The sequence below is a fragment of the Marinobacter sp. LV10R520-4 genome, assembly GCF_002563815.1.
GTDB lineage: Bacteria > Pseudomonadota > Gammaproteobacteria > Pseudomonadales > Oleiphilaceae > Marinobacter.
The window spans coordinates 4,214,883-4,241,294 of the sequence record NZ_PDJM01000001.1; the positions used below are offsets into that span (position 1 = coordinate 4,214,883).

Consider the following 26,412-nt stretch of genomic DNA (forward strand, 5'->3'; position numbering starts at 1 on the left):
TTGGTCAATATTCTGTTGTTAAAGACGGGCAATCGCCTGGCCCCAATAGCTACCCGTTGGCGCAATCCAGGCGCGGCGATGAAGCTCGGCCAGGGCCACTCTGTCTTCGCATAATTCGCTGATCTGTTTCTTGTTCAGTCCCGCCGGGCCGGTATGGATGCATTGGTCCACCAGACCGCTAAGCCTTTCGGCACGCCCGGAATGGCGATCTGGCCGGGCCAGCGCCAGTTGTTGCTGGTGAACCAGCGGCACCAGAACAGCCTGCTCAAAGTGGCCAAGGCTCCAGGAGCTGGCCGACTGGGCGCGATTTTCAGCGGCATTTTCCAGCACCGGCAGCGCTACGAGCTCTTCAGGAATCAGTAGCAACCCGGCGCGGCGTATGGCTTGGCCCACCGTGACCCGGCTGAGCAGCACCGAGGTGGGCCCCGCGAGTATTAAAGGCACGGCCACGGGCAGCGACCAGATGAAAAAGCTGACATCCAGCCACCAGGCGAACACCGCCCAGCTTCCGCCAATCACGAACCCCGGCAGATGGGTAATTAAGGCTTCGCGCCAGCCGGTTTCTTCCGTGCGGTTTTGCCCCGCCCAGCTTAAGGAAACGTTTAACAAAGACGCGATGACGAAGCGGCTGTGGGCCAGCATGCGAATGGGTGCCAGCAACACCGAGAATACAATTTCGACCCACACGCTTAAAAACAGCCGCAAAGGGCCACCGAAACCTTTGGCCAGGCCGTGAATGATGGCGTCGATAATGGCCAGAAATTTTGGCACGAACAGCAAGGCCAGGGTGCTAAGGGCCAGGGTAAGCGCCCACTCTGGCCGCCATTCTGGCCACAGCGGGAAGAGCCCTTCGTGGCCTGCCGGAAAATATTCGATGGGCGACAGCGTTAATTGCGCGGCGGCCACGGTGGTTAACGCCAGGAACGCCAGCCACAAGGGCGAGGCCACGTAGGCCATTATGCCGTTGAGAAACGCCATGCGGTGCGCCAGGCGGATACGGCGGCCAAAGCACAGAATCCACAGGTGCTGCAAGTTGCCTTTGGCCCAGCGGTTGTCTCGTGACAGTTCATCCGCCAGCGTGGGGGGTGACTCTTCAAAACTTTCGCCCAAACCGGGCTCCAGCCAGACTTCGTAACCGGCACGGCCGATATAGGCCGCCTCGACAAAATCGTGGCTCATGATTGGCCCTTTAAACACGCCAAAACCGCGCAATTTGCGCAAGCCGCAGTGCTGCATAAACGGCTCTACCCGCAGTATGGCGTTGTGGCCCCAAAAAGCGGCGTGGCCCATTTGCACGGCGGCAAGGCCGGTCGCAAAGAGCGAAGAATACAGGCGGTTGCCAAACTGTTGCAGACGGGCAAACAGCGACTGGCCGTTGATGATGGAGGGGTTTGTTTGCAGGATGCCGACCTGTGGCTCGAGCTCCATCAACTGAACCATTCGCACAATTGTGCGCCCGCTCATCAAGCTGTCGGCGTCTAACACCACCATGTATTTGAAAAGCCGGCCCCAGCGCCGCAGGAAATCGGCGACGTTGCCGCTTTTAAAGTTCAGGTTAACGTTGCGGCGGCGGTAAAACAGCCGGCCGTTGGCGCCCAGCTCGTCACATAACTGATGCCATTTTGCCTGTTCTTCCAGCCATATTTCCGGGTTGCGGCTGTCTGACAAGATGAAAAATTCAAAGTATTCAATCTGGCCGTTGCGCTCTAGCTCTTGATACACCGCTTTCAGCCCGCTAAACGTCCAGTGCACCGGTTCATGGTACACGGGCAGCACAATGGCGGTTTTGACCAGCGGGGTGTGTTCCAGGTCATCGCTGCTGTAGCGGTTCAGCAATGAGTGCTTATCGCCACCCGTCAGCCGTAACACAAATCCGACCACCGCGGTCCAGAAACCCACGGCAATCCAGGCATAGAGCAAGGCAAACAACACCAGCAGGCCGATTTCCAACGGGGTGCCACCGTGGTAAGGCATGATCCACAACAGGTAATAGCTGGCCACGGCGGTTTGGCCGAATACCAGCAGCGCCAGCAAGCTGCGCCTTATTCTGGCAACGGTGCGCCAGCGCCAGAGTTTTTTGGGGGCCAGATCACTCATAACCCATGCTTCCCCTGAGCAGCTCTGGCCCGGCTTCAAGCGTCAACTTTGGTTGTCGCAATTCGAAATACTGGGGCAGCAGTTCCATAACCAGGCTTATATAATCGCCATCAGGGGCCTGCTGCAGAGCGTGACCGACCAACTCAAGAGCAGTGCGGCATTCATTGACACCCGGGTGAATTCCGCTGCCGCGAAGGTAGGCTATTACCCGGTCCAGTGCCTTCTGGCACGGTAGCTGCTCCACGTTTATTCCCTCGCCTGGGTTAAGGCTGGCAGCTGGTACAGCCAGGTTTCAGACACCGCGTTCGGGCCTGCCAACAATCGCGCTCTCAGGGGTGTGTCGTTATTGGGCGCGGGTTTAACAAGCATTGACAGGCGCCAGATGCCCTGCTCTGGCAGGTGCTCTACAAAGTGTTCCATTATTTCGGCGTTGTCGCTGGTGCCCACTTCACTGACAATCGGAACATCGGCGACGTTGAGGGTTTCGCCCTCAAAATCGACGATTACCCGCCAAGTACCGTCCAGGTTGCGATTATTTTCATCGGGGACAGCAGCGTTGTTCCGGCCAGCACCTACCCAGGTATCCACAACGCGGCCAATACCACCGTCGAATGCGGTATGTTCGCCAAATCTAAGGCGATATTGGAAACTCAGTTCTGCGCCCTGCCCGACTTTCTGACGCGGTTTCCAAAAGGCCACAATGTTGTCGTTGGCTTCTGAGGATGTGGGAATTTCCACCAGCACAACTTCGCCCGCGCCCCAATCGTCGGTATTGTCGATCCAGGCGCTTGGACGCTTTTCGTAGTGCGCTTCTGCGTCTGAAAAATCATCAAAGCGGGTATCGCGCTGCATCAGCCCGAACCCTTTCAGATTCGTCACTTGGAAATAGTTCATCCTCAGACTGATGGGGTTCAGCAATGGCCGCCACACCCACTCGGTCAGTTCAGCGGATTTTTCATCCTGTATCAGCAGGCCGTCAGAGTCGTGAACCTGAGGCCGCCACTCCCCCGCTGGCTGGCGGGTGTTCTCGCCGAAATAGAACATGGAGGTTAACGGTGCCAGGCCAATCTGGTCGATATTGCTACGGGCAAAAAGGCGGGCGCTGACTTCAATGCCAGTGGCCGTATCCGGGGTGATCACGAAACGGTAGGCACCGGTGGCGCTGGGGCTGTCGAGCAGCGCGTAAACGGTCATGGTGCCTGAGTTGGTGCCAGGCCGCTCCAGCCAAAACTCGGTGAACGCCGGAAACTCCTCGCCGGAGGGTAAGCCTGTGTCTATGGCCAGGCCGCGGGCTGACAGGCCGAAACCGTTATCGGCCCCAACACCGCGAAAATAACTGGCGCCAGCGAACACCAGGAACTGGTTGCCCTGGCGCTCCGGACTTTTGATTGCGGACGATGCTTGTAACGGCCAGGTCAGCCGAAAGCCCGCGTAACCCAAATCGGCGGGGATACGCTTGGCCAGATCGGGGGACGGATAGGTAAAGTTATCGCGATTAAAAATCAGCGGTTCTACGCCCTCTAGATCCACTTCGTTCAGGGTTACGGAGTGCCGATATACGCTGCCTGCGGGCACCATCATGACTTCAAAGTGCTTTTCGCCCTCACTGGCCGGCTGACGCCATAGATTGGCTTCGGGTTTGAAGCGGATTGACTGGTAGCGGTCGTAAGGCAATGCGGTTAAAAAATCGGGAACCGCGACGGGTGCTTTGTATGGTGTTTGCGCCAGCGCCTGGGCTTTTTCGGTGACATCGACAAAACCAAAGCTCCAGACCGGAGCACTGGCGCCTAGGCAAAATACGACAACGCACCCGTTCACGGCACGGGTTGTCTTTGCAAGCATGGTTGGTATTTCCTGAGTTCAATTCGATTTGTTATGACTATACAACATCATGGTGTTGACTCGCTCTAAGTGACAGCGATGTAAGATGCTGTCCACGAACCAAAACAGGACAATTCCGAGCGGATTTAGGGTGTCAGATATCGACCGTAAGGGATAAGCGGAAGTTTGGCGAGTTGCCTGCATCGGGTAGCAGGGGAGAATCGCCCAGTACCCGGCCAATTGAGGTGCTTGCGCTCATGTAGCGGGTTCTGAGTTCCAGTGAGAGTTCACCGGCGTCGGCGTTCAGATACTGATCGTACCGGGTGCTGTGAACGTCAGCCCAGCCTCGCAGTAACGACAACCGCGCTCCGGCGCGAACGCCCGTGATAAAAGGAACGTTAAAATCCGGCGTATCGGCGTCTATTCGAAGCCAGCCACCGGATGCAGCCGTGTGGGAGTTGCCGGCGAACCCCTCAAGCAACTGTGAGCCGGCAACGCGGATCTGCTCTGCGGCAGGCAGTTGATCGGTGCCAGCCTGGTAGCGCCCGCTTAACCCCAGGTGCCAGTCGCTCAGTTCGCGGCCGAGGGAGCCATCCAAAAGCAGCTTATAAAAATTTTCAGAATCCCGGTAGTCAGCCTGGGTGGGTGCCTTCCGGCTATTAATGCTTAGCCCGCGGGCGAAGGTGACCATAGTTGCGGCATCCCACCCGTAAAGCTGTATTAACCCGCGCTTACCACTCACCCCCAACGACGATGTTTGTGCAGAGGTGGTTTCATTCCACTCGCCCTGCAACATGCGACGACTTTCGCGGGTGCGATGACTCAGAACGCTGTCGAATTTCAACCCCTGCCAGCCGAAAAGTGCCCGCTGTGCCGAAAAGTTGGTTTCGTCCGATATCACATGCACTTGCTTGCGCAGTGTGTCGGAAACCTGATCGCCGTAACGGCTATTGTTACGAGTGCTTAATGCAAAGTAATTGCCGTGCAAGGGGAAACTGTAGCTAGCGAACAGCGATTCACGTCGGGCGCCTTCGCGGGCCCGGCTGTTGCGGTCAAAAACCACGCCCAGTAAATGTTCGCGGAACATCAGGCCGTCGGCGCTGACACCCAGTGAGCCGTTCATTTCATCATCCGATAACGTGCTGCTACCCGTGACAGACAGTGCGGGCCACAGCCCTGCGGCGGCGGCAGGACGGGCCAGTACGCAGGTACTGGCTAAAACGATGATAAAAGCGAACATCAGACGAAGCGATAGCACAAACAATTCCGCAATATTAAGCAGTCGGAACAGAGACTGCAGGTTAAAAAAAGTATCGGGCAACCATAAGCTAAGAACATCCCTGTGACCAGCCTGAATTCTCAAAATTGAAAAGTGTAATAATCTAATTTTTCAATGCTTTACTAAGCAGTATTAAATAACTTTTTAAGATTCAGCCCATTGCGCCAAATCTGCCAGCTCTTGCAGGTAAGTTACGGTAAGCTAATCGTGGGATGAATTCTTTGACGGGCACTGCATTTTTTACATTAACCTGGGTAAACTCCGCCGATACCGATCTTCTGAAGGATTCCGAAATGATCAAAAAATGCCTGTTTCCCGTTGCCGGCTACGGCACCCGTTTTTTACCGGCCACCAAGGCCATGCCGAAAGAAATTCTGCCCATCGTCAACAAACCGCTGGTTCAGTACGGTGTTGAAGAGGCATCAGCTGCCGGCATTCATGAGTTCGGGTTTGTGACCGGTCGCGGCAAGCGCGCCATTGAAGATCATTTTGACATTAGCTACGAGCTGGAGCACCAGATTGCCGGCTCTGGCAAAGAGGGACTGCTGACCTCTATCCGCGATTTGATTGACAACAATAGCTTCGCCTTTACCCGTCAAAGCGAAATGAAGGGCCTGGGCCATGCGATTCTGACCGGGCGCAACCTGGTGGGCGACAACCCTTTCGCCGTGGTGCTGGCGGACGACTTCTGCGTGGGACCTGATGGCGAAGACGGCGTGCTGGCGCAGATGGTCAAGCTTTACAGCCAGTTCCGCTGCTCGATTGTGGCCATTGAAGAAGTACCGGCCGACGAAACCCACAAGTACGGCGTGATTGCTGGCGAGTGCATGAAAGACGGCCTGTTCCGGGTAACGGACATGGTGGAAAAACCCGCACCGGAAGACGCGCCCAGCAATATGGCCATCATCGGCCGTTACATTCTGACACCGGATATTTTCGACATTCTGGAGCGCACGCCGGCTGGTAAGAACGGTGAAGTGCAAATTACAGACGCCCTGCTGGAACAAGCCAAAACCGGCTGTGTGCTGGCCTACCAATTCAAAGGCCGGCGTTTTGACTGCGGCAGCATTGATGGTTTTGTAGAGGCGACCAATTATGTGTATGAAAACATCTACAAAAAGGGCTTATAGCCTAAGCCAATAAAGAGTTGACGCATCGCAGCCGAATCAGTATATTTCGCTGCGTTGCAAAACAGGACCATAGCTCAGTTGGTTAGAGCGCTGCCTTGACATGGCAGAGGTCGGCAGTTCAAATCTGCCTGGTCCTACCAGAATTTAGTTCAAAAAAAAGCCACTTAGAGCGAAAGCCTGGTGGCTTTTTTTATGCCTGAAGATTGGGGATTGAAAGCCGGGGACAGATTTCAAATCTGTCCCCTATCTGCAACTTATTACCTGTCTCAACATCTTTTTAGCTGACCTCTGCCATGTTAAGGCAACGCTCTAACCTGCTATGCAATCCGAGTATTTCAACATTATCTGCGCCGCGCAGGTTGGAGAAAAGCACCAAGTTACTCTGAGTTGTCTCTCACACTTTCTGTACGCACAATAAGTCCATGAGAATCGAATTCGAACCCGCTAAAGATGAAACCAATCGCACGCGCAAGGCCAATAGACGAGAGGTGGCATTCTATGTATCTGAAAACTAAATCGGGCAAGCTGGTGGAACTTCCCAGCCCCGAGGAAGACGAGAAAATCACGGCGGCGGCACTATCAGACCCCGACGCTCTTCCGCTCACCGATGAGGAATGGGCGGACCAAAAGAGCGCCTGCGCCCGATGGGCCGACCAAAAGCCGCGGTTACGAAGGAGCGGATCACCATTCGCCTGTCACCGGAGGTGGTAGAGCAGTTCCGGGCAACCGGCAGTGGCTGGCAGGGCCGAATGAACAGAGCGCTAGAGGATTACTTGAAAACACACAGCCAATCAGATATCGAGCGGTTGGGATGAAGCAGACGATCTAATTGGGCATTTTTTGGGCAGTCGCCGCGCTAATGATAGTAACTGTTTCTTCTTGTGTGGCCGGGCTCGCGTAGCCTGGCTCAACGATCCTCGCGGGCATGCCACAGTCGCAAGATGAAAATGGCACTTTTCTGAATTTCATATCGAACTTCGTAATGACCAACCTGTAGTCGTCGAACGTCTCTTGGATCAAACTGATGTAACGACTCGCCAAGGCGAGGATTATCAATGAGCCGAGTGGCGCCGTGGGTCAGTGACCGGACAACGTTAATGGCAGCAGGCTTATTCACAGGCTCCAGAAACTCATAAAGCCGGGCAATGTCCGACATGGCTTTAGTTGTCCATTGAAGCACCATCAGCGGGGAACAGGCAGCGGCTGATCGGAACCAAGACTGTCGGCCCAAGCCAATACCGCCTGGTGGTCAATCACCTGCCTGGCGTCGACGTTAGACAAGGCCTCTTGTGTTAGCCGATCCCGCTCATCTTCTCGGGCAATCCAGTCAGCCAAGGCTTGCTTTACGATCCAGCCTTTGGAGCGCTCAAGACGCTGAGCAATCAACCCCACCTTGTCGGCCATAGACACTGGCACATGAGCGGTCATCACACGGGTATCTGTCTTGGACATAAGAGCACCTTTTACAGCTTTGATTCATCTTGATTCAGTATAAATCAACATGAATCAAATTGTCGCCTATGGCGAATCATTAAGACCTCGGGTCTCATTTTGGGAAGCCAGGGACAGATTTGAAACCTGTCCCTCTTGCCAGAATGCCGTTCAGCTATGCTCTGACATATACTGCCGCAACGCTTCGTTCAAGCGCGTTTGCCAACCACTACCGTCGCGCTTGAAATATTCAATAACATCCTCGTCTAACCGCAATGTGGTGGATTGCTTAGGTGATTCAGATTTTGGGCGCCCTACCCGTCTTGCTGCTGTGCCCCGCTTGGCCTTGGTAAACATGGCATCAGACCACTCCGGGTTATCGGTGTCTGCCAGTTCCGGATCAACTGAATTGTTCATAACGGCGTACCTCGCGTTTGTTGGCTTTGCGCAGGCTAATGACGCGAACGATATCTCCACGCAAAGTGTAAACCAGAGCGTGAAGGCGGGAGCCGATGTAGCCGAGCGCAAAATAGCGCAACTCGCCCTCTATTTCCTGCTCGACCTCAATGGCCCCTTCGAAATCGAACTTGGCGACTAACTCAAACCCGAGCCCTCTCAGCTCTAGATTACGTTCGTTCTTGGCATCATCAAATTCGATCATCATATTAATTATCGTAGTAACATAAACTATTCAGTGCAAGCATTTTTGTCATGACACAAAAGATTAAAATGGCAGATTCGTGCAACAGCAGTGTGTAGTAAGAGCTACAACATTTTGGAGTAATTTTTTCAAAAGCTGGCGCCATATGGCGAATTTTCAAAGTTAACCGCGGCGCAATACAGCGAGCACCACCATAAGCCTTCTTCCTTTTTTACTTCGCAAACTATACATTACCCGCAAACCGGGGGCCGATTTTAAATCTGTCTCTGATGAGTAGCCGGGGACAGATTTTAAATCTGTCCCCTATCTTTTGGCAGCCGAGCCGTACTGTGTATGACCAACGCCCATAAATCTGACCTGATTCTGGTTGGTGTTACCCTGCTTGCGGCCATCAGCTGGATTTTTTCCAAAGAATCTATACTGCTGATGCCGCCGTTGTTGTTCATGGCGCTGCGGTTTTTGATCGCAGGTGGTTTTTTGGCGGCTTTCGCTTTCCGGTCGCTGGGACGTTTGAGTGGGGATCAGGTTAAACGCGGCCTGGGTGTTGGCCTGGTGTTCGGCGTTGCCATGAGTTTCTGGGTGATGGGCCTGTTTCATGGCACCAGTATGGGTGAAGGTGCCTTTATAGTCAGCCTGGGCGTGGTTATCGTTCCCATCCTTGCTCGCCTCCTTTTTAAAGAGGCACAACCTGCAAGCACCTGGCTTGCCATTCCCGTTGCGGTCGCCGGGCTGGCGCTTCTGTCGCTTCGTAACGGTTTTCAGCCAGAGCCTGCGCAAATATTTTTCGCGATGGCAGCTTCTATTTTTGCGCTCTATTTTACACTGAACACCCGCGCTGCGAATCAGCGTACTGCCATCAACCGGCAGGGCGACGCCATCGAAAAACAGCGTATTCCCGCTCTTCCGCTGACGGCGATTGCATTGCTTACCGTGGGCTTGGTGACGTTGGTGGAATCGCTGATTACAGAGCCCTGGCAGCCAACGTTCAGTGACCCACCGCCGCTTCTGGTCTGGTGGATTCTTGCCAGCGCTATTGTGGGCACCGCAGGGCGCTTTCTTGCGCAAACCTATGCGCAGAGCTTGTCTGCCCATAGCCATGGCGCCGTTATTCTAGTGATAGAACCGGTTTGGGTGTCGTTGTTTGCAGCAGGGTGGTTTGATGAAATCATGACGCCAGTTCAGCTGGCCGGCTGCGGTTTGATTTTTGCGGCATTGATCGTAAACCGCTGGGGCGTGCTCAGTTCGGTTTTAAGGGCTTCACTGAGGAAAAGGCGGAGCTAGGGGCGGGGGAAAAGCGGGGCGGGGGGAAACGGGGACGGATTTGAAATCCGTCCCCTGGTTTGGTGGCTAAGTCGGGGGCGGATTTTAAATCTGTCCCCTGTCTTGGGCCAGCCACGCGGCGCCGCGGACACCGCTGGAGTCGCCGTGTATGGCCTGGCGTATGGGTGTTTCGCACTCACCTCCTAGAACGTACTCCGGCAGGCGTATCCCCAGTTCGCTGTACAGAGCTGGCACGTTTGATAGCCCACCGCCGAGTACAATCACGTCTGGATCCAGCAGGTTGATGACGGCCGCCAGGCCGCGGGCCAGGTGGTTTATATAATCATCCAGCGATCGCGAGGCACGTGAATCGGTTTGCGCCAGTTCAACGATGGCCCTGGCATCCAGCTTTTCATTCCAAAGCAAGAAGTGCGTGAGCGCAAGGCCGGTGCCAGACAGGAAGGTTTCGTTGCAGCCAAAGCGGCCACAGAAGCACGGGCGCTGGTTCAGTTCTGCTTGTGGTGTCCATGGCAGTGGGTTGTGGCCCCATTCGCCTGCGACGCCGTTCGGGCCTGTGAGCAGTTGGCCGTTAACAGTGATGCCGGCGCCGCAGCCGGTGCCCAGAATGGCCGCGAACACAACTTTGTAGCCTTGCCCTGCGCCGTCGCTGGCTTCAGACAGGGCCAGGCAGTTGGCGTCGTTCGTCAGGCCAACCGGGCGTTGCAGCAGGCGGGTTAAATCAGCGGCCATGGGCTGGCCGTTAAGCCAGGTGGAGTTGGCGTTTTTGACCAGGCCTGTCAGGCCCGACACGGAGCCAGGAATGCCCACGCCTGCGGGCAACGCAGCTTCACCGGCCCGTAATTCCGCGGCTTCAACCAGTTCTTTGATGGTGTTCAGGGTGGTTTCGTAGTCTCCCTGAGGGCTTGCGATACGGGCGCGAAAGTGGGTTTTGTTAGCACCGTCTAACAAGATGACTTCGGTTTTTGTTCCCCCAAGATCGATGCCTACCCGCCAGCGGCTGTTCATGCGTTTATCACCCTGCTTTATCATTTACGGAATGGTCACAGGATTCTGCGCGGATCGCAAAAAATCTGATACCCTGTCGATCTTTAGTTGCGAATCGATCGTAAATAAAAGAGTGTCCCTTTTTTTAATACTGACTGCCAAGGCTTCTTTCATGAGAATTGTTATTCGTTATTTTTTCCGCACTTTACGGCTTATTCTGACCCCGTTTGTACTGCTGAGTGAAAAAATCGGGGGCGGCAAGCCGGTACAGCGTAGCGCCCAAGAGCAACAGAAAGTAGACGAAGCCTGCCGGGACCTGGCGCTGTATCAGTTCAAAACCTGCCCGTTCTGCGTCAAAGTTCGTAAAGAAATCAAACGTCTGAATCTGAATATTGAACAGCGTGACACCCAGCATAACACCGAGCACCGCGCTGAAATTCTAGCCGGCGGTGGTGCCGTGAAGGTACCCTGTTTGCGGATTGCCAAAGCGGACGGCAGCCACCAATGGCTGTACGAATCCAACGACATCAGCGCCTGGCTGAAGCAGCGCTTCGAACCGGCCTGATTCGTTAAACCGCTCTTCCCGCATGTGCTTCGTGTCACGGCGGTGGTTTAAAAACCACCGCCGACTGCTTTGTACAAATCCACAGTTGCCAGCAGATGATTCAGCCGCGCTTCGCTGCGCTGTACTCTGGCATCGAACAAGGTGCGCTGGCTGTCTAGCAGGGTGATCAGATCTTCTGCGCCCTGGCGATAACGAACTTCACTCAAGCGCAGGGTTTCTTTTGCCTGCTGTTCAATTTCCGTCAGCCGCTGTTCCTGCTCCCGATACAAATTGATACGCGCCATGGCGTCTCCCGCTTCTAAAAACGCAGTCAACAAGCTTGAGCGATAACCTTGCACCAGCGCGACCTGGCGCGATTCGGTGAGCGCTACATTGTTGCTTCGTGCGCCACCGTCGAACAAGGTTTGGCTAAGAGCAAGCAAACCGTTCGCCGTTGCCAACGGACTGGAAAGGCTGAGCAAGCCATCGGAAGAGAGCCCCAGGGCGGCGCTGAGTGACACCGCCGGCAAGAGCGCGGCACGGGCCTGGGCGATGTTGGCATTGGCCGCATGCAAGCGGGCCTCGGCGGCGGCAAGGTCTGGCCTGCGGGTAATCAGCTCTGCGGGCGAGCCTGCATTAATGTCTGGGATACTGAGTTGTTCTAAAGCCCCCGCAGGCACATCCGTGTTTGCCATCCAGGGCGGCTCGCCGCTGTCTACCATCCAGGGCGGCTCGCCGCCTAGCACCTGCAATGCAGCTTCACTCTGGCGCAGGCGAAACACCAGCGTGGGCAAAACATTGCGTAACACCAGCACGGCGGTGCGTTGGCGGGCCAATTCGAAGCGGTCGGCTACGCCGTTGCGGTATCGCACATCCACAATACGCAAGGTTTGCTCTGCCAATTCCAGATTTTGCCGGGCGATATTCAGGCGCTGGCGTAACTCCAGCAATTGAAACCAGTTACTGGCCACTGCGCCGGAAAGGCTAAGCTGCGCGGCGGCGAAATCAAAAGCACTGGCATCGCGGCGGAAGCTGGCGGCGTCTTCGGCTGCACCCAGCCTGCCCCACAAATCCACCTCGTAACTGATGGATGTGGATACCGATGTGTTTCCACTGCTGCGCCAGTCGCCGCTGCTTGGGCGCCGTGTTTGTTCGCCGGTGCTGCCGCTTAAACCAATGCCTGGCAGCAGGCTGGCGCCGGCGTTCTGCAGCTGTAGATCGGCCTGTACCAGATTTTCGGCCAGAATGGCCAGGTCGGGATTGGCCGCCCGCGCTTTTTCAATCAACGCCAGCAGGTTGGGGTCGTCATAGCCCCGCCACCATTGTTGATCGGTGACGGCTGGCCCGTTTAAAGCAATCGAGTTCAGTTCTGGCGCCCAAGCCAAGGCCGTCACAGGTGCGCCGTCAATAAGCACGGGAGCTGACGGGGCAATCTGAGTGGCGCAGCCTGCCAGGGTTATACAAGCCGTTAAAATGCAGATGGCGGATGTCCGTCGCCGTTCAGGCGGTTCAGGCAGGGCCAGGCGCCGTTCAGGCAGCGTCAAGCGTAAAGTTTGTTGTGAGCTATGGGGCATGAGATTACTCCGCGGCCAGGGCCTGGACAGGGTCCAGATGAGCGGCTTTGCGCGCGGGCAAATAGCCAAACAGAAGTCCGGTGCCAAAGGCGCAGCTGAACGCCAGCACCATGGGGAACACGGTGACCACAACGGGTGTGTCAAGCCAGCCCACGATTTGGGTGGCCGCTATGCCAAGGATGACGCCGATAACGCCACCAACAGCCGAAACCAGCCAGGCCTCGGTTAAGAACTGCTGAAGAATATTACGGGTGCGGGCGCCGGTGGCCATGCGGATACCAATTTCCCGGGTGCGCTCGGTTACGCTCGGTTACGCTCACCAACATAATGTTCATAACGCCTATGCCACCTACCAGCAGCGAAATCGCCGCGATAGAGCCTAACAGCCAGGTCAGTGTGTCCTGAGTATCTGACACGGTATTAATCAGCGACGCCATGTTGCGAATCTGGAAGTCTTCGCTGCCGTGGCGTGTGAGCAAGGTACTGTGAACCTGGTCTTGCACCGCGTTCATGTCGGCAGAATCTGCCACCGCAACGGTGATGTTACGCAGGTAGTTCTGACCAAATATGCGCAGGTTGGCGGTGGTGTAAGGCACCAGCACCACGTCGTCTTGGTCCTGCCCCCAGGGGGATGCCCCGCGCTCGTCCATTACGCCAATGACCTGAAACAGAACGTTATTAACCATCAGGTAGTGGCCCAACGGGCTTTGTTCGGGGAATAGGGAGTCAGCCACGGTTTTGCCCAACACCGCCACCGCGGCGTAACGGTTTTCATCAGCTTCGTTAAAAAAGGTACCGGCGACCACGGGCCATTGCCGTGCGGCGGGAAATTCGTAGGCCGTGCCATTCACTTCGGTTTGGTGATCGCGATTGCCGAAACGCAGGGTTTGGCCGCCGGTGACTTCCGGAACAGCTGCACGAATGCCGGGTATGTCTCGAATGGCGTGGTAGTCAGACGGCACCAATGTGGTGACGCTCCATCGCCCACCGCGCTGGTCCGGGCCACCCGGGCGCACCAGCAGTAAGTCGCTGCCCATGGCGCTGATTCTGTCCACAATGTCTTGCCGTGCGCCTTCACCGATTGCCAGCATGGTGATCACCGAGGCTACGCCAATCACAATGCCCAGCAGGGTCAAAGCGGTGCGAAACAGGTTTGTGCTGAGGGAGTGTACCGCGCTTTTTAACGCTTCAAACCAACCGGACGCGCCGCTAACGTCGGATGTTTTAGCAATGGGCTGCAGGGCCTTGGGGTTTTCTGTCGCAACGGCCTTGTGCTGAACGGCGCCGGTATCGTGGGTAATCAGCCCGTCGGCGATGGTGATCTGGCGATCTGCCGCCTGGGCGACTTTGGCGTCGTGGGTAATCAGAATAACGGTGTGGCCGCGGTCGGACAGGCTTTGCAGAAGCCGCATGACGTCTTTGCTGCTAACGCTGTCGAGGGCACCGGTTGGCTCGTCCGCCAGTATGATCTGGCCGCCGTTCATCAAGGCGCGGGCGATGGACACACGCTGCTGTTGCCCGCCCGACAGCTGAGCCGGGGTGTTGAGCAGTTTATCGCTTAGCCCGAGCTCACCAAGCAGTTCGGTGGATCGCTCCCGGCGCTGTTTTTTGCCAAGGCCGGCGTAGATGGCCGGTATTTCGACGTTGTCTAACGCACTTATGCCTGGCAGCAGATTGTAACTCTGGAATATGAAGCCGAAGGATTCGCGGCGGGCGCGGGCCAGATCGTCTCGTTTGAACCCTGACACGTCTGTGCCCTGAAACAGATAGTGCCCGGAGCTTGCCACATCCAGACAGCCTAGAATGTTCATCAGGGTGGATTTGCCAGACCCGGACGCCCCCATAACGGCGACAAATTCCCCGGCCTGAATGCTCAAGTCTATGCCTTTGAGCACGGGCACCTGCATGTCGCCTTCACCGAAGGTTCGGGTAATCTGGCGTAATTCAATCAGCGGGACTGTCACCGTGGGCGCCCGCCCATACCAGAAGATGCCGCTTCCCTTGATGGAGCTCCGCCGGTGACTACCAAATCGCCGTCCGCCAGACCGTCGCGAACCTCGGTGTAAATGCGGTTGCTGATGCCTACCTCAATTTTGCGTTCTACCAGCTCGCCGGAGGCCTGTTGCAGCCAAACCTGGCCGCCCACAACGGTCGCCGCGGGCACCCGCAGTACGTCACGTGCTTGTTCCACCACAAAAAATACCTGTGCCGTCATGCTGGGCAATAAACGCCCTGCTTCATTGGGCACGCTGAAAAACGCGTTGTACAACACCACGTTGTTGAGCACTTCGGGAGTGGGTTCGATGTAGTCAAGCTCGCCATAAATCTGCTTGCCAGGTTCGCCCAGAGTGGTGAAATACACCTTGTCGCCCGGTGCTAGCCTGCCTACGTCTGCTTCGGACACCTGGGCGCGGACTTTCATACTGGACAGATCGGCAATGCGCATCAGCACCGGTGCTTGTTGTGATGTATTCAGGGTTTGGCCCTGGCGGGCCGTGATGGATACGACCGTGCCTTCCATGGTGGAATAAATGCGGGCGTAATCCAGATTGGCTTCTTCGGCGCGCAGGGTAGATGCGGTCTGTTCCAGTTGCGCTTGCAACATGGCTAGCTGGGCCTTGGCAGACGCCAGAGAGGCCTCGGCAATCTGCAGGTTTTCACGGGTGGTGGCGTCTTCACGGAACAGATTGGTCTGGCGCTGGAACTGAATGTCGGCCAGGGTGAGTTGGGCTTTGCGATCGGCCAACTGGGCCTGTTGATTTTTCAGCTGGGCACGATTGGCGTCTACCCTGGCCAGATAGATGGTCGGGTCAATTTCTGCCAGCAGCTGATCTTTGCTGATTTGTTCGCCCACTCTGACGTGAATCACGTCCAGCAGCCCGGACACCTGCGCGCCCACGTCTACAAAGTTGCTGGGTTCCAAAACGCCGGTGGCGCTCACCAAAACGTCTATGTCCCCTCGGCTGACGGCAGTGGTGGTTACGTCAGCGGTGTTATTACTTATGGCGTAAAAGTGGCTATACGCCCAAAAGGCGCCGCCCGCGAGTACGGCGACAAGAATCAGAACAACAAGAACACGGGGAAAAGACAAACTCGGTGAATCCACAACTTCAAACCTCAATAATCGTAAGCAAGCGGCATAGCCTAACCTGATCGGCTTGAATAGCCAGACATCCGGTGAGTTTTACGCTGGTGCTGGCGTTTTGGGCAGATAAGTAGGGGACAGATTTGAAATCTGTCCCCGGTTTGGTGGCTAAGTCGGGGACGGATTTGAAATCCGTCCCCGGTTTGGTGGTTGTCTGGCCAGCCATATCTTCTATAATCGGCGGCTCACTTTTTCTATCAGGCTTGCTATGCGTACCACCGTTGATATCACCGTAGAAACTCCCGGCCTGGCCGTGGACATTCTGAGTGAGGCTTCTGGCCTGCCAAAACAGCGCATCAAAGACGCCATGGCGAAAGGCGCCTGCTGGTGGACCTTGAAGGGTAAAATTGTGCGGCTGCGCAAAGCCAAGCGCGACGTGAAAACCGGCACTCGCATGCAACTGTACTATGACGAAGCTGTTCTGGCGCGCAAGGCAGCAGAAGCTGAACTGCTGGAAGACAAAGGCCGCTACAGTGTGTGGTTCAAACCCCACGGGCTGCTGGCGCAGGGTTCGCAATGGGGCGATCACTGCAGTTTGTTGCGAGTGGCTGAAGTGCAGTTAAACCGACCCTGCTTTTTGATTCACCGCCTCGACGCCGACGCTGCAGGTTTGATGCTGATTGCCCACGATTCAAAAGCCGCTGCGGCACTGTCAAAGCTGTTTGCCGGGCGCACGATCATCAAACAGTATCTGGCAGACGTAACAGGCGTAATGGATGTGAAGGAGCAGACGATTGGCGAGGAAATTGACGGTAAAGCTGCGGTTAGCCATGTGACTACTCTTTACATCAATGCCGGCTCCATCAATGCCAGCTCCATCAATACCAGTTCTGTCGTTAATAAGGCCGTGGACACCAAAGTTGTGAATACCGAGGAGGCGAATACCAAGGCCAATCGTAACGATGCCAACACTTCCCGGGTAAATGTGCGCATTGAAACCGGCCGTAAACACCAGATTCGCCGCCATTTAGCGAGTATTGGCCATCCGATTGTGGCCGACAGATTGTATGGCGCTGCCGCTGGCGTGCCGTTGCAGCTGCTGGCGTATTATCTGCAATTCGACTGCCCGCTAGCCAAGTCAAAAATCACCCTGGAACTGCCGGAACGGTTAAAACAGCTGGATTCAGACGCTCTGTAAAAAATTCCTGGGAGAAAGCTCTCTAAGAATTGCTCACGCGAGACGCATTTAAACCTTGTAGAAATCCCGATACCACTGAACAAATTGTTCAATACCCTGCTCTAGCTGGGTTTCGGGTTTGTAGCCGACATCGTTGATCAGGCCATCTACGTTGGCGTAGGTTGCGACTACGTCACCCGGCTGCATGGGCAGCAGGTTTTTCTCGGCTTTTTTGCCGGTGCAGTGTTCGATGGTTTCAATAAACCGCGCCAGTTCCACCGGGTTGTTGCTGCCGATGTTGTAGATGCGATAAGGCCCGCGGCTGGTGCTTGGATCTGGCTGAGCGCCGCTCCACTGGGGATTGGGTTGCGCGATTTGATCCAGAGTGCGCACCACGCCCTCCACGATATCGTCGATATAGGTGAAATCGCGTTTGTGATGGCCGTGGTTGAACACGTCAATTGGCTCGCCGGCCAGAATTTTCCGGGTGAAGATAAACGGTGCCATATCGGGCCGGCCCCAGGGGCCGTACACGGTAAAAAAGCGCAGCCCGGTGGTGGGCAGGTTGTACAGATGGCTGTAGGTATGGGCCATCAGCTCGTTGGCTTTTTTCGAGGCAGCGTAAAGGCTAAGGGGATGGTCTACGTTGTCGTGCACCGAGAACGGCATGGCTTCGTTGGCACCGTAAACCGAGCTGCTGGACGCATACACCAGGTGCTGCACATCGTTGCGGCGGCAGCCTTCCAGAATGTTCATAAAGCCCACCAGGTTGGCGTCGACATAGGCCTGGGGGTTTTCAATGGAATAGCGCACCCCGGCCTGGGCCGCCAGGTGCACTACGCGCTCGGGCTTGTGCTCTTCAAAAAGCGCGGCCATAAGGTCGCGGTCGGCGATATCCTGGCGTACTTCGGTAAAGCCGGTTTTTCCCGTTAGCCTTGCCAGCCGGGCTTCTTTCAGGTTCACATCGTAGTAGTCATTCAGGTTATCGACACCGATGACTTCGTCGCCGCGATCCAGCAGGCGTTGCGCCAGATGGAAACCAATAAAACCGGCACTACCGGTGACCAGAATTTTCAACAGACTTTCTCCTTAAAACACCACGCCGGCGCTGATGAACGGGCCGTCGATTTCCACGTCGAAGCGGTCGTCACCGTCTTCGTAATCCACCGCCATCTGGCGATAGCCGGCACGCAACTGCAATAGTGACAACTGATACTGGCCGTACACGTTAAAATCGTGCAGGGAATCACCGCTGTAGGCAATGGCATTGCCTTCGATGCCAACACTGACACCGCTGAACGGCAGATCAAAACGCGCTGCAAGATAGCCCATGGGCAAAACCGCATCGGCTGTGGTGCGGCTGATCGGGTCTATGCCATTCTGTACAATAAGTTCACCGGAGAAATCGCGGACCGTCAGGCCCAGGTCCAGATTCACCCAGTTATCCAGTACTTCGTAATACAGGGTGAGGTCCAGCTGTTCCAGTTCCAGATCAGAGCGCACCAAGCCTGCATCAACATTGTCAAAGTCATTGTTAAGGCGACCGCTAGCGGTCTGGTCAATGTTGATATAAGCCACACGCACGTTAGGCAGCAAAGGAATCGGGTGTTCCAGATACAGGCTCAGCTGATTGCTGCTTTCGCCATCCAGATTAAGCTCATCGTTTACATCCACGGAGCCGCCATTGGTGGCCACGTCACCAGACAGCTCAGAATCCCAGTAGCCTACCTGGGCGCCAAGCCCCAGTATATCCGCTTGCACCATCGGCGCTGCCAATACCGCTGAACCGGCCATAACCATCAATAATTTACGCATTGCTTGTGCTCCGTATTTAGAATCGGTATCAGTCGAACGACATACCCAGGCGGCGGCCTACTTCTTCGTAGGTTTCAATCACGTTACCAAGGCCCTGGCGAAATCGGTCTTTGTCCATTTTATTGCGAGTTTCGGCATCCCAGATACGACAGCCGTCAGGGCTGAACTCGTCGCCCAGCACAATCTGACCGTGGCTGCGGCCGAATTCCAATTTGTAATCCACCAACAGCATGCCGGCGTCTGCAAACAGTGTTTTGAGCACGTCATTTACTTTATAGGTCAGCGTTTTCATCTGTGCCAGTTCGTCGGCTTTGGCCCAGCCCAGGCTGATGGCCAGTGATTCGTTGACCATGGGGTCGTGCAGTGCGTCGTTTTTCAGGAACAGCTCAAAGGTGGGCGGATTCAACTCCAGGCCTTCTTCTACGCCAATGCGACGGCACAGGCTGCCGGCAGAGATATTGCGAATCACACATTCGACCGGAATCATGTCGAGCTTTTTCACCAGGCATTCAACGTCTGACAGCAAGCCTTCGAAGTGGGTAGGAATGCCCGCGGCTTCCAACTTTTCCATAATGAAGGCGTTGAACTTGTTGTTCACCATACCTTTGCGGTTCAGCTGCTCTATTCTCTCGCCGTCGAAAGCCGAGGTGTCGTCGCGGAATACCAGTACAAAACGCTCGGGATCGTCAGTGGTGTGCACCGATTTGGCTTTGCCGGCGTAGAGTTCTTCACGCTTTTCCATGGGGTTCTCCAGAAACGGGCCGGCGTAAGCCAGCCCGGTTATCATCAATAAAACCAGCGGTTAATCACAAAGCCCGCGGCTGTTAACAAGGTCTTTGGTCGTTAATACAGATAGTCAAACAGGCGGTTAAGAAGCGTGGAAGATGTTTGTTCACCGCTGTAATTATTCGCGGTTTCTGCGCTGACCTGCACCGTCTGTTCGCCGCCGGTCACGTTCACCGTATGGGTGTGACGCGGGGCTTCGTTATCGCTAAACCAGCTGAACCAGCTGAACCAGCCAGATTCGCGCTCGTCAGCGCTGCGATAGTCCACCTGGAACCAGCCTTCACTGCGATTCAGGTCTATGATGGTCATATCCGATTCGTTCAGTGCGCGGCTGACTTCTGCCCAGGCGCGGCCGTAATCGAGCTGCATGTCGATGGCACTGGCCTGCTCGTTTTCAGATATCAGTTTTACCAAAGGTTTGCTGGTCATGCCAGACGCTGCGCGGGAGAAGGACTTGTTCTCTTCCCCGGCTTTCAAAAACTCGCCCATATCGGCCAGAAGGCGTTTTTGCAGCTCCAGATCAGCGGAGTCTGGCACACGGGTGGTGTCCCAGCTCAGCAGAGCCTCGGGCTGATCGGCTACCACTATGTTGCGGATCTGAATTTCCGTGGATTTACGGCGAACACCGGGTGCAATGCGTACCTGTAGCAGCACTTTGGGTTCGCTTGCGCTGGCCTCGCCCTCAAGCTGCACCAGTTCACGGGCGCGCAGGCTGAAGTTCACCAACTCGCTTTGCTGCAAGCCAAGCTGCGGGCTGTCAAACGCAACGCCCAGGCGGCGGTCAGACATATACGCGGCGACTGCCGGCCACAGGCGACCCGGCACGTCGTTAACCAACAGCCAGGCGCGACCGTCCAGCTCTTCTACCGCATAATTCTGGTTCAGAATTTCAGAGGTCATGTCCGGCGGAGTGGGAATGCCGTCAGGGAACAGTTTGCCCGCGTTGGCCAAATTAATATCACGCACGGGCATAACCTGTCGGAAGCGGGATTCGTCGGCGCTTGCGGGCAGCTCAATAGCCTTGCCTTCGGGTGCACCGACGTAATCCGCGGAACGGTCCGACACCAGGCTGCAGCCTCCCAAGCCCGCCACCAGCGCAAAGCCGGTGGCGATGGCCAGGGGTTTGCAGGCCTGAATTTTGGAGAATTGGGTTTTAAAAGGCGCTGTGCACCTTGAATAACGGGTTCTGGAGAGAACCTGCATGGACTTACTCCGGTATTGGAACGGGTTCAGCACGTTCAGAGTACGCCTGAAGCTTTCAGGGCCTCTTCCACTTCGCCATGGAATTGTTCGCTGAGTACCGTCAATGGCAAGCGCAAGCCGGCACCGATCATACCCATGCGATGCAACGCCCATTTTACCGGAATCGGATTGGCTTCCAGAAACAGTTTGCGGTTCAGGGGCATCAGCAGTTCGTTCAGGCGTTCGGCTTCTTCGCGGTTGCCCGCAACAGCCGCCGTGCACAAGTCGGCCATGGCCCGGGGGGCAACGTTGGCCGTTACCGATACGTTGCCTTTGGCGCCGGCCAGCATCAGTTCCATGGCCGTTGCGTCGTCACCCGAATAGACGTCCAGGCGGCCTTTTACCGCTTGAATTAACTCGGCGCCGCGGGGAATATTGCCGGTGGCGTCTTTAATGGCAATGATGTTGGAGATATCAGCCAGGCGAACCACGGTTTCATTCAGCATGTCGCAGGCGGTGCGGCCGGGCACGTTGTACAGCATTTGCTTCATCATCGGGACGGCTTCGGCGATGGTGCGGAAATGCTGGTACAGGCCTTCTTGGGTCGGCTTATTGTAGTAAGGCACCACTAGCAGGCAGGCGTCAGCCCCAAGCTTTTCGGCCGCGGACGTGAGCGCAATGGCTTCGCGGGTACTGTTGCCACCGGTTCCGGCAATCACCGGAATACGACCATTCACCCGTTTGATGATGTGGCCGATGGTCTTACAGTGCTCTTCCGGGTCCAGAGTTGCAGACTCGCCGGTTGTGCCCACGGCAACGATGCCATGGGTGCCATTTTCAATGTGAAAGTCCACCAGTTTGTCCAGGTGCTCCCAGTGAATGTCTCCATTTGGGTGCATGGGTGTGACCAGTGCGACAAGGCTACCCGTAATCATAAAAGCTCCGTCCGAATAAAACCGTTATGGTAATGTTGGGCACGAACTGACACAAGGGAATTAAAGGAGATGTTATGCCATCCGTAGAACTGAACAAAACCATACCTGACTTTGAAGCGACTGCTACCGGCGACCAGACGGTTCGCCTGGCCGATTTACGCGGCCGCAATGTGGTGATCTATTTTTACCCGAAAGACGACACACCCGGCTGTACCACCGAGAGCCAAGACTTCCGCGACAACATGCAAACCTTCACCGAACATGACACAGAGATTTTTGGCGTGTCCCGCGATGGCCTGAAATCCCACGATAATTTCCGTGGCAAGTTCGAACTGCCGTTTCACCTGATTTCCGACAAAGACGAAACGCTCTGCGCTTTGTTCGAAGTGATCAAGCTGAAAAAACTCTACGGTAAAGAATACATGGGTATTGACCGCAGTACCTTCCTGATTGACGCCAAGGGCGTACTTCGCCAGGAATGGCGCGGCGTAAAAGTGCCGGGCCATATTGACGAGGTGCTCGCGGCAGTCAAAGCACTATAGTCGTTATCTGCCTTTAGCGGTTGACCGGTGCCGGGGGTAACTCCCGCACCGGCCACGCAGCCACCACCGCCTTTACCATGGTGGCCAGAGGGATGGCAAAAAACACACCCCATAGCCCCCATATACCGCCGAAGAACAGCACCGCGACAATAATGGCCACCGGGTGCAGGTTGTTTACTTCAGAAAACAGCACCGGCACCAGCACGTTGCCGTCCAAAGCCTGAATGACGCCGTACGCCACCATTATCCAGATAAACTGGCTGCCCCAGCCAAAGGCAAACAGGGCGATAATAGCCACTGGAACCGTGACGACTGCGGCGCCGATATAAGGAATCACCACGCTCAGACCCACCAGCAGCGACAGCAAGGCGGCATAGGGCAGACCTAGAATTTTGAACGTTATATACGTGGTGGTTCCAATAATCAGAATCTCCAAAGCTTTGCCACGCACGTAGTTGGCGCATTGGCGATTCACTTCATGCCAGATTTTGCGCATGGTTGCGCGCTGCGGCGGCAACATACGGGCGATTGAGCCCAACAGAACATCGCGGTCTTTCAAGAAGAAAAACACCAGTATGGGCACCAGCACGGCGTATATCAGCAGCGCCAACAGATCCGGAATACTGGACAGTGATGCCGACACCAGCCACTGGGTAGCTTGCCCTACTTCGGTCGACACCTGTTGGTAAATAGTAGCGACTGCGTCCAGCGACACCAGCTGCGGGTAGCGCTCGGGCAAGAGTTCCAGATACAACTGTAATTCGCCGATAATGCGCGGTGTTTCCCGGGCCAGATTGGTCAGCTGAGCCCACACCAGTGGCAGAAGGCCAAAAATGGCGCCGGCCAGAATGCCGAGAAACAGTAAAAACACAACCAGGATGGCCAGCGGTTCTGGCACTTTCCAGGACACCATCTTGGTAACCAGGCCTTGTAGAATAAAAGCAACGATTAAAGAAGCGATGGCCGGGGCCAGCATGGCGCCAAACCAGATGACGAACATGGTGCCGATAATCAGCATCAACCCGAGGATGACAGCTTCTTCATCTGAAAAGTATTTGTGGGCGAATCCGCGTAATATTCTAACCATTAATGGCTCCGCCGCACTGAATCGCCGCAGCGGATAACAAAACGGTACTGACTGCCGTCAACGGTGGATTCAACCACCTGATGGGCAGATACGGCGATGAATGCCGGAATATCTCTGGCAGAGCCAGGATCTGTAGCAACCACTTCCAGCTGTTCGCCGGGGGCCATGGTGTTCAGTTCGAGTTTGGTTTTCAACAAAGGCATCGGGCATTGCAGGCCCGATGCATCCAGAGTTCGATCAGCCATGTTAAACGTTAACCCGTAACAGCGTTTGATTAATGAGCCGGCATTATGCCGCCAGTGTTATTGTATTGCATCACAATCATTGGTTATGTGACGCTCAGGATATTCCGACACAGGACAGACCCAGAACATGAACAGCCTGAATGGCCACCTTCGCTTCAATACCCTGCTGTGCGCGCTGCTGGCGCTGACATTAATGACTATGGGTGTCAGTACAGGCGCCGCTGCCCAGAGCCAGGGTAGCACGCTACCCACCATCGGCGGCACCGGTGGCGGCCTGATTGCCGGCCAGCAGGAAGCTGATATCGGGCGCCAGGTGCTGGTGTCGCTGCGGCGTTCCGCTCCGCAGATCACCGACCCTCTGGTGTATGACTACCTGGGCGCCATTCTTTACCGCTTGGTGCCATCGGCGCCTTTGCAGAACCGTGACCTCACACTGGCGCTGATTGATGACCCTGCCCTCAATGCTTTTGCGGTGCCCGGCGGCATTGTAGGGGTAAACGGCGGTCTGTTTCTGTTTGCCCGCACCGAGCAGCAGTTTGCATCGGTGCTGGCCCACGAGCTGGCCCACCTTAGCCAACGCCATTTTGCCCGCCGCCTGGAACAGCAGCAAACCAGCACCCCGCTGACCATCGCCGGCCTGATTGCCGGTATTGTGCTAACAGCCGTTACCCAGTCTGACATTGGTATTGCCGCCATTGCTGGTACTCAGGCCCTGGCGATTCAGAATATGCTGGAATACAGCCGCGCAAATGAGCAGGAAGCGGACCGGGTGGGGCTGGATATTCTTGCCAATGCCGGACTAGACCCCCGTGGCATGCCAGAAATGTTTGAAATTATGATGCGGAAGAGCCGCTGGCAAGGCAACAGCGTGCCCGAGTACTTGTCTACCCACCCACTATCCCAGAGCCGGGTTGCAGACACCCAGAACCGCGCCGCGCAATACCCGTTGACGCGCATCGAAGACAGCCCGGAATACCATCTGATACGGGCCCGCCTGCAGGTGCATTATGCGGCTTCTGCGGGTGCTGCCATCGACAGTTTTCGGGCGGCGCTTAATGAATTAAAAAATACCGGCACCGGCTCTAGCAACGATACCAGCAATACCGCCATTCGTTATGGGCTGGCAGTGGCTTATATAGAAGACCGCCAATACGCCGAAGCTGAGACCCTGCTTAACCAGCTGTTGGTGGCCAACCCTGGGCGCATTACGTTTCAGGTGACTCTGGCGCAAAGTTTAATTGCCGACAAACGTCTGACTGAAGCTCGGGCGCTGCTGGTGCGGGCGCTGGCTCGCAACCCGGGCAACTACCCGATTACCCACACGCTGGCGCAGCTGGAACTGGCCTCGGACAACGGCGCAGCGGCGGCGGAACTGCTGTCACAGCTGGCTCGCAACAAACCGCAACAGGAACACTTGTGGTTCCAGCTGGCGGAAGCCGAAGGCATGGCGCGCAATATTGTGGGAGTGCACAGGGCAAGAGCGGAATACGATGCGTTGATGGGCGACCTGGAATCGGCCCAGCGCCAATTACGCCAGGCCCAGGAAAAACTGACGGCCGGGTCGCCCATGCGCCAGATTGTAACCGAGCGCTTGAGCGCCATTACCGCCGAGCTTAACGTTCGGCGCAATGGTTAAACGTTTCAGGCGTTGCCAGCCGCCTTCAGATTCATATTGGCGGTGAAATCCAGCATGCGCTGTAAAGGCCGCAGAGCGTCTTCACGTAGGGCTTCATCTACCAGCACTTCCTGATTGCTGGCCTGGCCCTTTGGTGCTTCCAGCACTGCCAGCAGGTTTTCCAGCCCATTCATAGCCATCCACGGACACTGAGCGCAGCTGCGGCAGGTCGCACCGTTACCGGCGGTGGGCGCTTCAATCAGGGTTTTGTTGGGTGCCAATTGCTGCATTTTATAAAAAATGCCGTTGTCGGTCGCCACAATAAAGCGTTCGTTCGGCAGGGTTTTTACGGCGTTGATCAGCTGTGAGGTAGACCCTACAACGTCGGCCAGTTCCACCACCGCATCCGGCGATTCCGGGTGCACCAATACGGCGGCGTCCGGGTAAATCGCTTTCAGATCTTCCAGGCCACGGTGCTTGAACTCTTCGTGCACAATGCAGGAGCCGTTCCACAGCAGCATGTCGGCGCCGGTGGTTTTCTGCACCCAGTGGCCCAGGTGTTTGTCTGGCGCCCACAGGATTTTTTCACCGCGGGCGTCCAGCGATTCCACAATGGCCTGGGCGCAGCTTGAGGTGACCACCCAATCGGCGCGGGCTTTAACCGCCGCCGAGGTATTGGCGTACACCACCACAGTGCGGTCTGGATGCTCATCGCAGAAGGCTGAAAATTCATCCACCGGGCAACCTACGTCCAGTGAGCAGGTGGCTTCGAGCGTGGGCATCAGAACTGTTTTTTCTGGATTCAGAATCTTGGCGGTTTCGCCCATAAAGCGAACGCCGGCCACCACTACGGTAGACGCGGGATGCTGATTGCCAAAACGGGCCATTTCCAGGGAGTCGGCGACACAGCCACCACTTTCTTCAGCCAGGCGCTGAATGTCTGGGTCGACGTAATAGTGCGCCACCAGAACAGCGTTTTTTTCCTTCAGAGCAGCCTTGATGCGAGCTTCAAGCCGCGCCTTTTCTTCAGCGCTAAGGGGCTTCGGCTCCGCGGCGTGGGCCAGGTATTCCTGAACAAGGATACGGTCTTCGGCTTTAGTCATTTACAGCTTCTCTCAATTGCTTTCTGACAGTGACTTTG

Annotated in this window: 26 protein-coding genes, 1 tRNA gene and 1 pseudogene; 8 read left to right on the top strand and 20 right to left on the bottom strand. The window is 55.9% G+C overall.

Annotation, left to right across the window (positions count from 1 at the left end; translation table 11 throughout):
- Window positions 1–18: 18 nt before the first annotated feature.
- The 4 genes from mdoH to ATG98_RS20405 form a co-directional block, all read right to left on the bottom strand.
- A complete protein-coding gene (mdoH, locus tag ATG98_RS20390) occupies window positions 19–2,097 on the bottom strand; it encodes a glucans biosynthesis glucosyltransferase MdoH (RefSeq protein WP_098424237.1) in 2,079 nt (692 codons plus the stop codon).
- A complete protein-coding gene (locus tag ATG98_RS20395; protein ID WP_098418737.1) occupies window positions 2,090–2,341 on the bottom strand; it encodes a hypothetical protein in 252 nt (83 codons plus the stop codon). The genes mdoH and ATG98_RS20395 overlap by 8 nt, the downstream gene beginning before the upstream one ends.
- A gap of 2 nt (window positions 2,342–2,343) precedes the next feature.
- Entirely contained in the window at window positions 2,344–3,939 is a 1,596-nt protein-coding gene (locus ATG98_RS20400) for a glucan biosynthesis protein G (protein ID WP_098424238.1), read from the bottom strand.
- Window positions 3,940–4,072: 133 nt separating this feature from the next.
- Window positions 4,073–5,176, bottom strand: coding sequence for a ShlB/FhaC/HecB family hemolysin secretion/activation protein (locus ATG98_RS20405; RefSeq protein ID WP_143751514.1), 1,104 nt, complete (start codon window positions 5,174–5,176; stop codon window positions 4,073–4,075).
- Window positions 5,177–5,490: 314 nt separating this feature from the next.
- Here ATG98_RS20405 and galU point away from each other — a divergent pair, with 314 nt between their 5' ends.
- The 3 genes from galU (at window position 5,491) to ATG98_RS22635 (ending at window position 7,142) form a co-directional block, all read left to right on the top strand.
- Complete coding sequence (galU, locus tag ATG98_RS20410; protein ID WP_098421668.1) at window positions 5,491–6,327, top strand: UTP--glucose-1-phosphate uridylyltransferase GalU; 837 nt, start codon at window positions 5,491–5,493, stop codon at window positions 6,325–6,327.
- A gap of 63 nt (window positions 6,328–6,390) precedes the next feature.
- Window positions 6,391–6,467: transfer RNA gene (locus tag ATG98_RS20415), tRNA-Val, on the top strand.
- Window positions 6,468–6,941: 474 nt separating this feature from the next.
- Entirely contained in the window at window positions 6,942–7,142 is a 201-nt protein-coding gene (locus tag ATG98_RS22635) for a BrnA antitoxin family protein (RefSeq protein ID WP_228706228.1), read from the top strand.
- A 92-nt stretch (window positions 7,143–7,234) separates the two neighbouring features.
- On the opposite strand, the gene ATG98_RS20425 is transcribed toward ATG98_RS22635, so the two are convergent.
- The 4 genes from ATG98_RS20425 to ATG98_RS20440 form a co-directional block, all read right to left on the bottom strand.
- Window positions 7,235–7,510, bottom strand: a complete 276-nt coding sequence (locus tag ATG98_RS20425) for a type II toxin-antitoxin system RelE/ParE family toxin (protein ID WP_098424240.1) — start codon at window positions 7,508–7,510, stop codon at window positions 7,235–7,237.
- Window positions 7,510–7,779: a CopG family ribbon-helix-helix protein gene (locus tag ATG98_RS20430; RefSeq protein WP_098424241.1), complete on the bottom strand. Its 270-nt coding sequence runs from the start codon at window positions 7,777–7,779 to the stop codon at window positions 7,510–7,512. Before ATG98_RS20430 ends, ATG98_RS20425 begins: the two co-directional genes overlap by 1 nt.
- Window positions 7,780–7,929: 150 nt before the next feature.
- Complete coding sequence (locus tag ATG98_RS20435; RefSeq protein WP_098418792.1) at window positions 7,930–8,175, bottom strand: BrnA antitoxin family protein; 246 nt, start codon at window positions 8,173–8,175, stop codon at window positions 7,930–7,932.
- Entirely contained in the window at window positions 8,159–8,422 is a 264-nt protein-coding gene (locus ATG98_RS20440; RefSeq protein WP_098418793.1) for a BrnT family toxin, read from the bottom strand. The genes ATG98_RS20435 and ATG98_RS20440 overlap by 17 nt, the downstream gene beginning before the upstream one ends.
- 330 nt (window positions 8,423–8,752) lie before the next feature.
- On the opposite strand from ATG98_RS20440, the gene ATG98_RS20445 reads away from it, so the two are divergent.
- Entirely contained in the window at window positions 8,753–9,700 is a 948-nt protein-coding gene (locus tag ATG98_RS20445; RefSeq protein ID WP_098424242.1) for a DMT family transporter, read from the top strand.
- Between the two features lie 84 nt (window positions 9,701–9,784).
- Here the strand turns inward: ATG98_RS20445 and ATG98_RS20450 are convergent, their stop codons facing one another.
- Window positions 9,785–10,705, bottom strand: coding sequence for an ROK family protein (locus ATG98_RS20450; RefSeq protein WP_098424243.1), 921 nt, complete (start codon window positions 10,703–10,705; stop codon window positions 9,785–9,787).
- Window positions 10,706–10,856: 151 nt separating this feature from the next.
- Between ATG98_RS20450 and ATG98_RS20455 the strand changes: the two genes are divergently transcribed.
- Window positions 10,857–11,249, top strand: coding sequence for a glutaredoxin family protein (locus ATG98_RS20455; protein WP_098424244.1), 393 nt, complete (start codon window positions 10,857–10,859; stop codon window positions 11,247–11,249).
- A 47-nt stretch (window positions 11,250–11,296) separates the two neighbouring features.
- Here ATG98_RS20455 and ATG98_RS20460 read toward each other — a convergent pair whose 3' ends face one another.
- The 3 genes and pseudogenes from ATG98_RS20460 to ATG98_RS20470 form a co-directional block, all read right to left on the bottom strand.
- Window positions 11,297–12,802, bottom strand: a complete 1,506-nt coding sequence (locus tag ATG98_RS20460) for an efflux transporter outer membrane subunit (protein ID WP_098424245.1) — start codon at window positions 12,800–12,802, stop codon at window positions 11,297–11,299.
- A gap of 4 nt (window positions 12,803–12,806) precedes the next feature.
- Window positions 12,807–14,766: pseudogene (locus ATG98_RS20465) on the bottom strand (MacB family efflux pump subunit).
- Window positions 14,763–15,893 carry an efflux RND transporter periplasmic adaptor subunit gene (locus tag ATG98_RS20470; RefSeq protein ID WP_098424246.1) on the bottom strand — a complete coding sequence of 377 codons (1,131 nt, stop codon included), beginning with the start codon at window positions 15,891–15,893 and terminating at the stop codon, window positions 14,763–14,765. The pseudogene ATG98_RS20465 and the gene ATG98_RS20470 overlap by 4 nt, the downstream one beginning before the upstream one ends.
- Window positions 15,894–16,155: 262 nt before the next feature.
- Between ATG98_RS20470 and ATG98_RS20475 the strand changes: the two genes are divergently transcribed.
- Window positions 16,156–17,085, top strand: coding sequence for an RluA family pseudouridine synthase (locus tag ATG98_RS20475; protein WP_098424247.1), 930 nt, complete (start codon window positions 16,156–16,158; stop codon window positions 17,083–17,085).
- A gap of 48 nt (window positions 17,086–17,133) precedes the next feature.
- Here ATG98_RS20475 and ATG98_RS20480 read toward each other — a convergent pair whose 3' ends face one another.
- From ATG98_RS20480 to dapA, 5 genes are all read right to left on the bottom strand, one after another.
- Entirely contained in the window at window positions 17,134–18,141 is a 1,008-nt protein-coding gene (locus ATG98_RS20480; protein WP_098424248.1) for an NAD-dependent epimerase, read from the bottom strand.
- Between the two features lie 12 nt (window positions 18,142–18,153).
- Complete coding sequence (locus ATG98_RS20485; protein WP_098424249.1) at window positions 18,154–18,879, bottom strand: TIGR04219 family outer membrane beta-barrel protein; 726 nt, start codon at window positions 18,877–18,879, stop codon at window positions 18,154–18,156.
- A 28-nt stretch (window positions 18,880–18,907) separates the two neighbouring features.
- Entirely contained in the window at window positions 18,908–19,621 is a 714-nt protein-coding gene (gene purC / locus ATG98_RS20490) for a phosphoribosylaminoimidazolesuccinocarboxamide synthase (RefSeq protein WP_098421674.1), read from the bottom strand.
- A gap of 101 nt (window positions 19,622–19,722) precedes the next feature.
- A complete protein-coding gene (gene bamC, locus ATG98_RS20495; protein ID WP_098418803.1) occupies window positions 19,723–20,868 on the bottom strand; it encodes an outer membrane protein assembly factor BamC in 1,146 nt (381 codons plus the stop codon).
- 35 nt (window positions 20,869–20,903) lie between these two features.
- Entirely contained in the window at window positions 20,904–21,782 is an 879-nt protein-coding gene (gene dapA / locus ATG98_RS20500) for a 4-hydroxy-tetrahydrodipicolinate synthase (protein ID WP_098418804.1), read from the bottom strand.
- Between the two features lie 74 nt (window positions 21,783–21,856).
- Between dapA and ATG98_RS20505 the strand changes: the two genes are divergently transcribed.
- Window positions 21,857–22,324, top strand: coding sequence for a peroxiredoxin (locus ATG98_RS20505; RefSeq protein ID WP_098424250.1), 468 nt, complete (start codon window positions 21,857–21,859; stop codon window positions 22,322–22,324).
- Window positions 22,325–22,337: 13 nt separating this feature from the next.
- Here ATG98_RS20505 and ATG98_RS20510 read toward each other — a convergent pair whose 3' ends face one another.
- Together ATG98_RS20510 and ATG98_RS20515 are read right to left on the bottom strand one after the other, a co-directional pair.
- Entirely contained in the window at window positions 22,338–23,411 is a 1,074-nt protein-coding gene (locus tag ATG98_RS20510) for an AI-2E family transporter (protein WP_098418806.1), read from the bottom strand.
- Window positions 23,411–23,656 carry a sulfurtransferase TusA family protein gene (locus ATG98_RS20515; RefSeq protein WP_098424251.1) on the bottom strand — a complete coding sequence of 82 codons (246 nt, stop codon included), beginning with the start codon at window positions 23,654–23,656 and terminating at the stop codon, window positions 23,411–23,413. The genes ATG98_RS20510 and ATG98_RS20515 overlap by 1 nt, the downstream gene beginning before the upstream one ends.
- A gap of 127 nt (window positions 23,657–23,783) precedes the next feature.
- On the opposite strand from ATG98_RS20515, the gene ATG98_RS20520 reads away from it, so the two are divergent.
- Complete coding sequence (locus ATG98_RS20520) at window positions 23,784–25,292, top strand: M48 family metalloprotease (RefSeq protein ID WP_098424252.1); 1,509 nt, start codon at window positions 23,784–23,786, stop codon at window positions 25,290–25,292.
- 5 nt (window positions 25,293–25,297) lie between these two features.
- Here ATG98_RS20520 and nadA read toward each other — a convergent pair whose 3' ends face one another.
- Window positions 25,298–26,374: a quinolinate synthase NadA gene (gene nadA / locus ATG98_RS20525; RefSeq protein WP_098424253.1), complete on the bottom strand. Its 1,077-nt coding sequence runs from the start codon at window positions 26,372–26,374 to the stop codon at window positions 25,298–25,300.
- Window positions 26,375–26,412: the final 38 nt, after the last annotated feature.

Bases quoted from the DNA above. Each gene is read 5' to 3' on its own strand.
- mdoH (WP_098424237.1), bottom strand. From the start codon at position 2,097: ATGAGTGATCTGGCCCCCAAAAAACTCTGGCGCTGGCGCACCGTTGCC.
- ATG98_RS20400 (WP_098424238.1), bottom strand. From the start codon at position 3,939: ATGCTTGCAAAGACAACCCGTGCCGTGAACGGGTGCGTTGTCGTATTT.
- galU (WP_098421668.1), top strand. From the start codon at position 5,491: ATGATCAAAAAATGCCTGTTTCCCGTTGCCGGCTACGGCACCCGTTTT.
- ATG98_RS22635 (WP_228706228.1), top strand. From the start codon at position 6,942: ATGGGCGGACCAAAAGAGCGCCTGCGCCCGATGGGCCGACCAAAAGCC.
- ATG98_RS20425 (WP_098424240.1), bottom strand. From the start codon at position 7,510: ATGGTGCTTCAATGGACAACTAAAGCCATGTCGGACATTGCCCGGCTT.
- ATG98_RS20430 (WP_098424241.1), bottom strand. From the start codon at position 7,779: ATGTCCAAGACAGATACCCGTGTGATGACCGCTCATGTGCCAGTGTCT.
- ATG98_RS20435 (WP_098418792.1), bottom strand. From the start codon at position 8,175: ATGAACAATTCAGTTGATCCGGAACTGGCAGACACCGATAACCCGGAG.
- ATG98_RS20440 (WP_098418793.1), bottom strand. From the start codon at position 8,422: ATGATGATCGAATTTGATGATGCCAAGAACGAACGTAATCTAGAGCTG.
- ATG98_RS20445 (WP_098424242.1), top strand. From the start codon at position 8,753: ATGACCAACGCCCATAAATCTGACCTGATTCTGGTTGGTGTTACCCTG.
- ATG98_RS20450 (WP_098424243.1), bottom strand. From the start codon at position 10,705: ATGAACAGCCGCTGGCGGGTAGGCATCGATCTTGGGGGAACAAAAACC.
- ATG98_RS20455 (WP_098424244.1), top strand. From the start codon at position 10,857: ATGAGAATTGTTATTCGTTATTTTTTCCGCACTTTACGGCTTATTCTG.
- ATG98_RS20460 (WP_098424245.1), bottom strand. From the start codon at position 12,802: ATGCCCCATAGCTCACAACAAACTTTACGCTTGACGCTGCCTGAACGG.
- ATG98_RS20475 (WP_098424247.1), top strand. From the start codon at position 16,156: ATGCGTACCACCGTTGATATCACCGTAGAAACTCCCGGCCTGGCCGTG.
- ATG98_RS20485 (WP_098424249.1), bottom strand. From the start codon at position 18,879: ATGCGTAAATTATTGATGGTTATGGCCGGTTCAGCGGTATTGGCAGCG.
- purC (WP_098421674.1), bottom strand. From the start codon at position 19,621: ATGGAAAAGCGTGAAGAACTCTACGCCGGCAAAGCCAAATCGGTGCAC.
- bamC (WP_098418803.1), bottom strand. From the start codon at position 20,868: ATGCAGGTTCTCTCCAGAACCCGTTATTCAAGGTGCACAGCGCCTTTT.
- dapA (WP_098418804.1), bottom strand. From the start codon at position 21,782: ATGATTACGGGTAGCCTTGTCGCACTGGTCACACCCATGCACCCAAAT.
- ATG98_RS20505 (WP_098424250.1), top strand. From the start codon at position 21,857: ATGCCATCCGTAGAACTGAACAAAACCATACCTGACTTTGAAGCGACT.
- ATG98_RS20510 (WP_098418806.1), bottom strand. From the start codon at position 23,411: ATGGTTAGAATATTACGCGGATTCGCCCACAAATACTTTTCAGATGAA.
- ATG98_RS20515 (WP_098424251.1), bottom strand. From the start codon at position 23,656: ATGGCTGATCGAACTCTGGATGCATCGGGCCTGCAATGCCCGATGCCT.
- ATG98_RS20520 (WP_098424252.1), top strand. From the start codon at position 23,784: ATGAACAGCCTGAATGGCCACCTTCGCTTCAATACCCTGCTGTGCGCG.
- nadA (WP_098424253.1), bottom strand. From the start codon at position 26,374: ATGACTAAAGCCGAAGACCGTATCCTTGTTCAGGAATACCTGGCCCAC.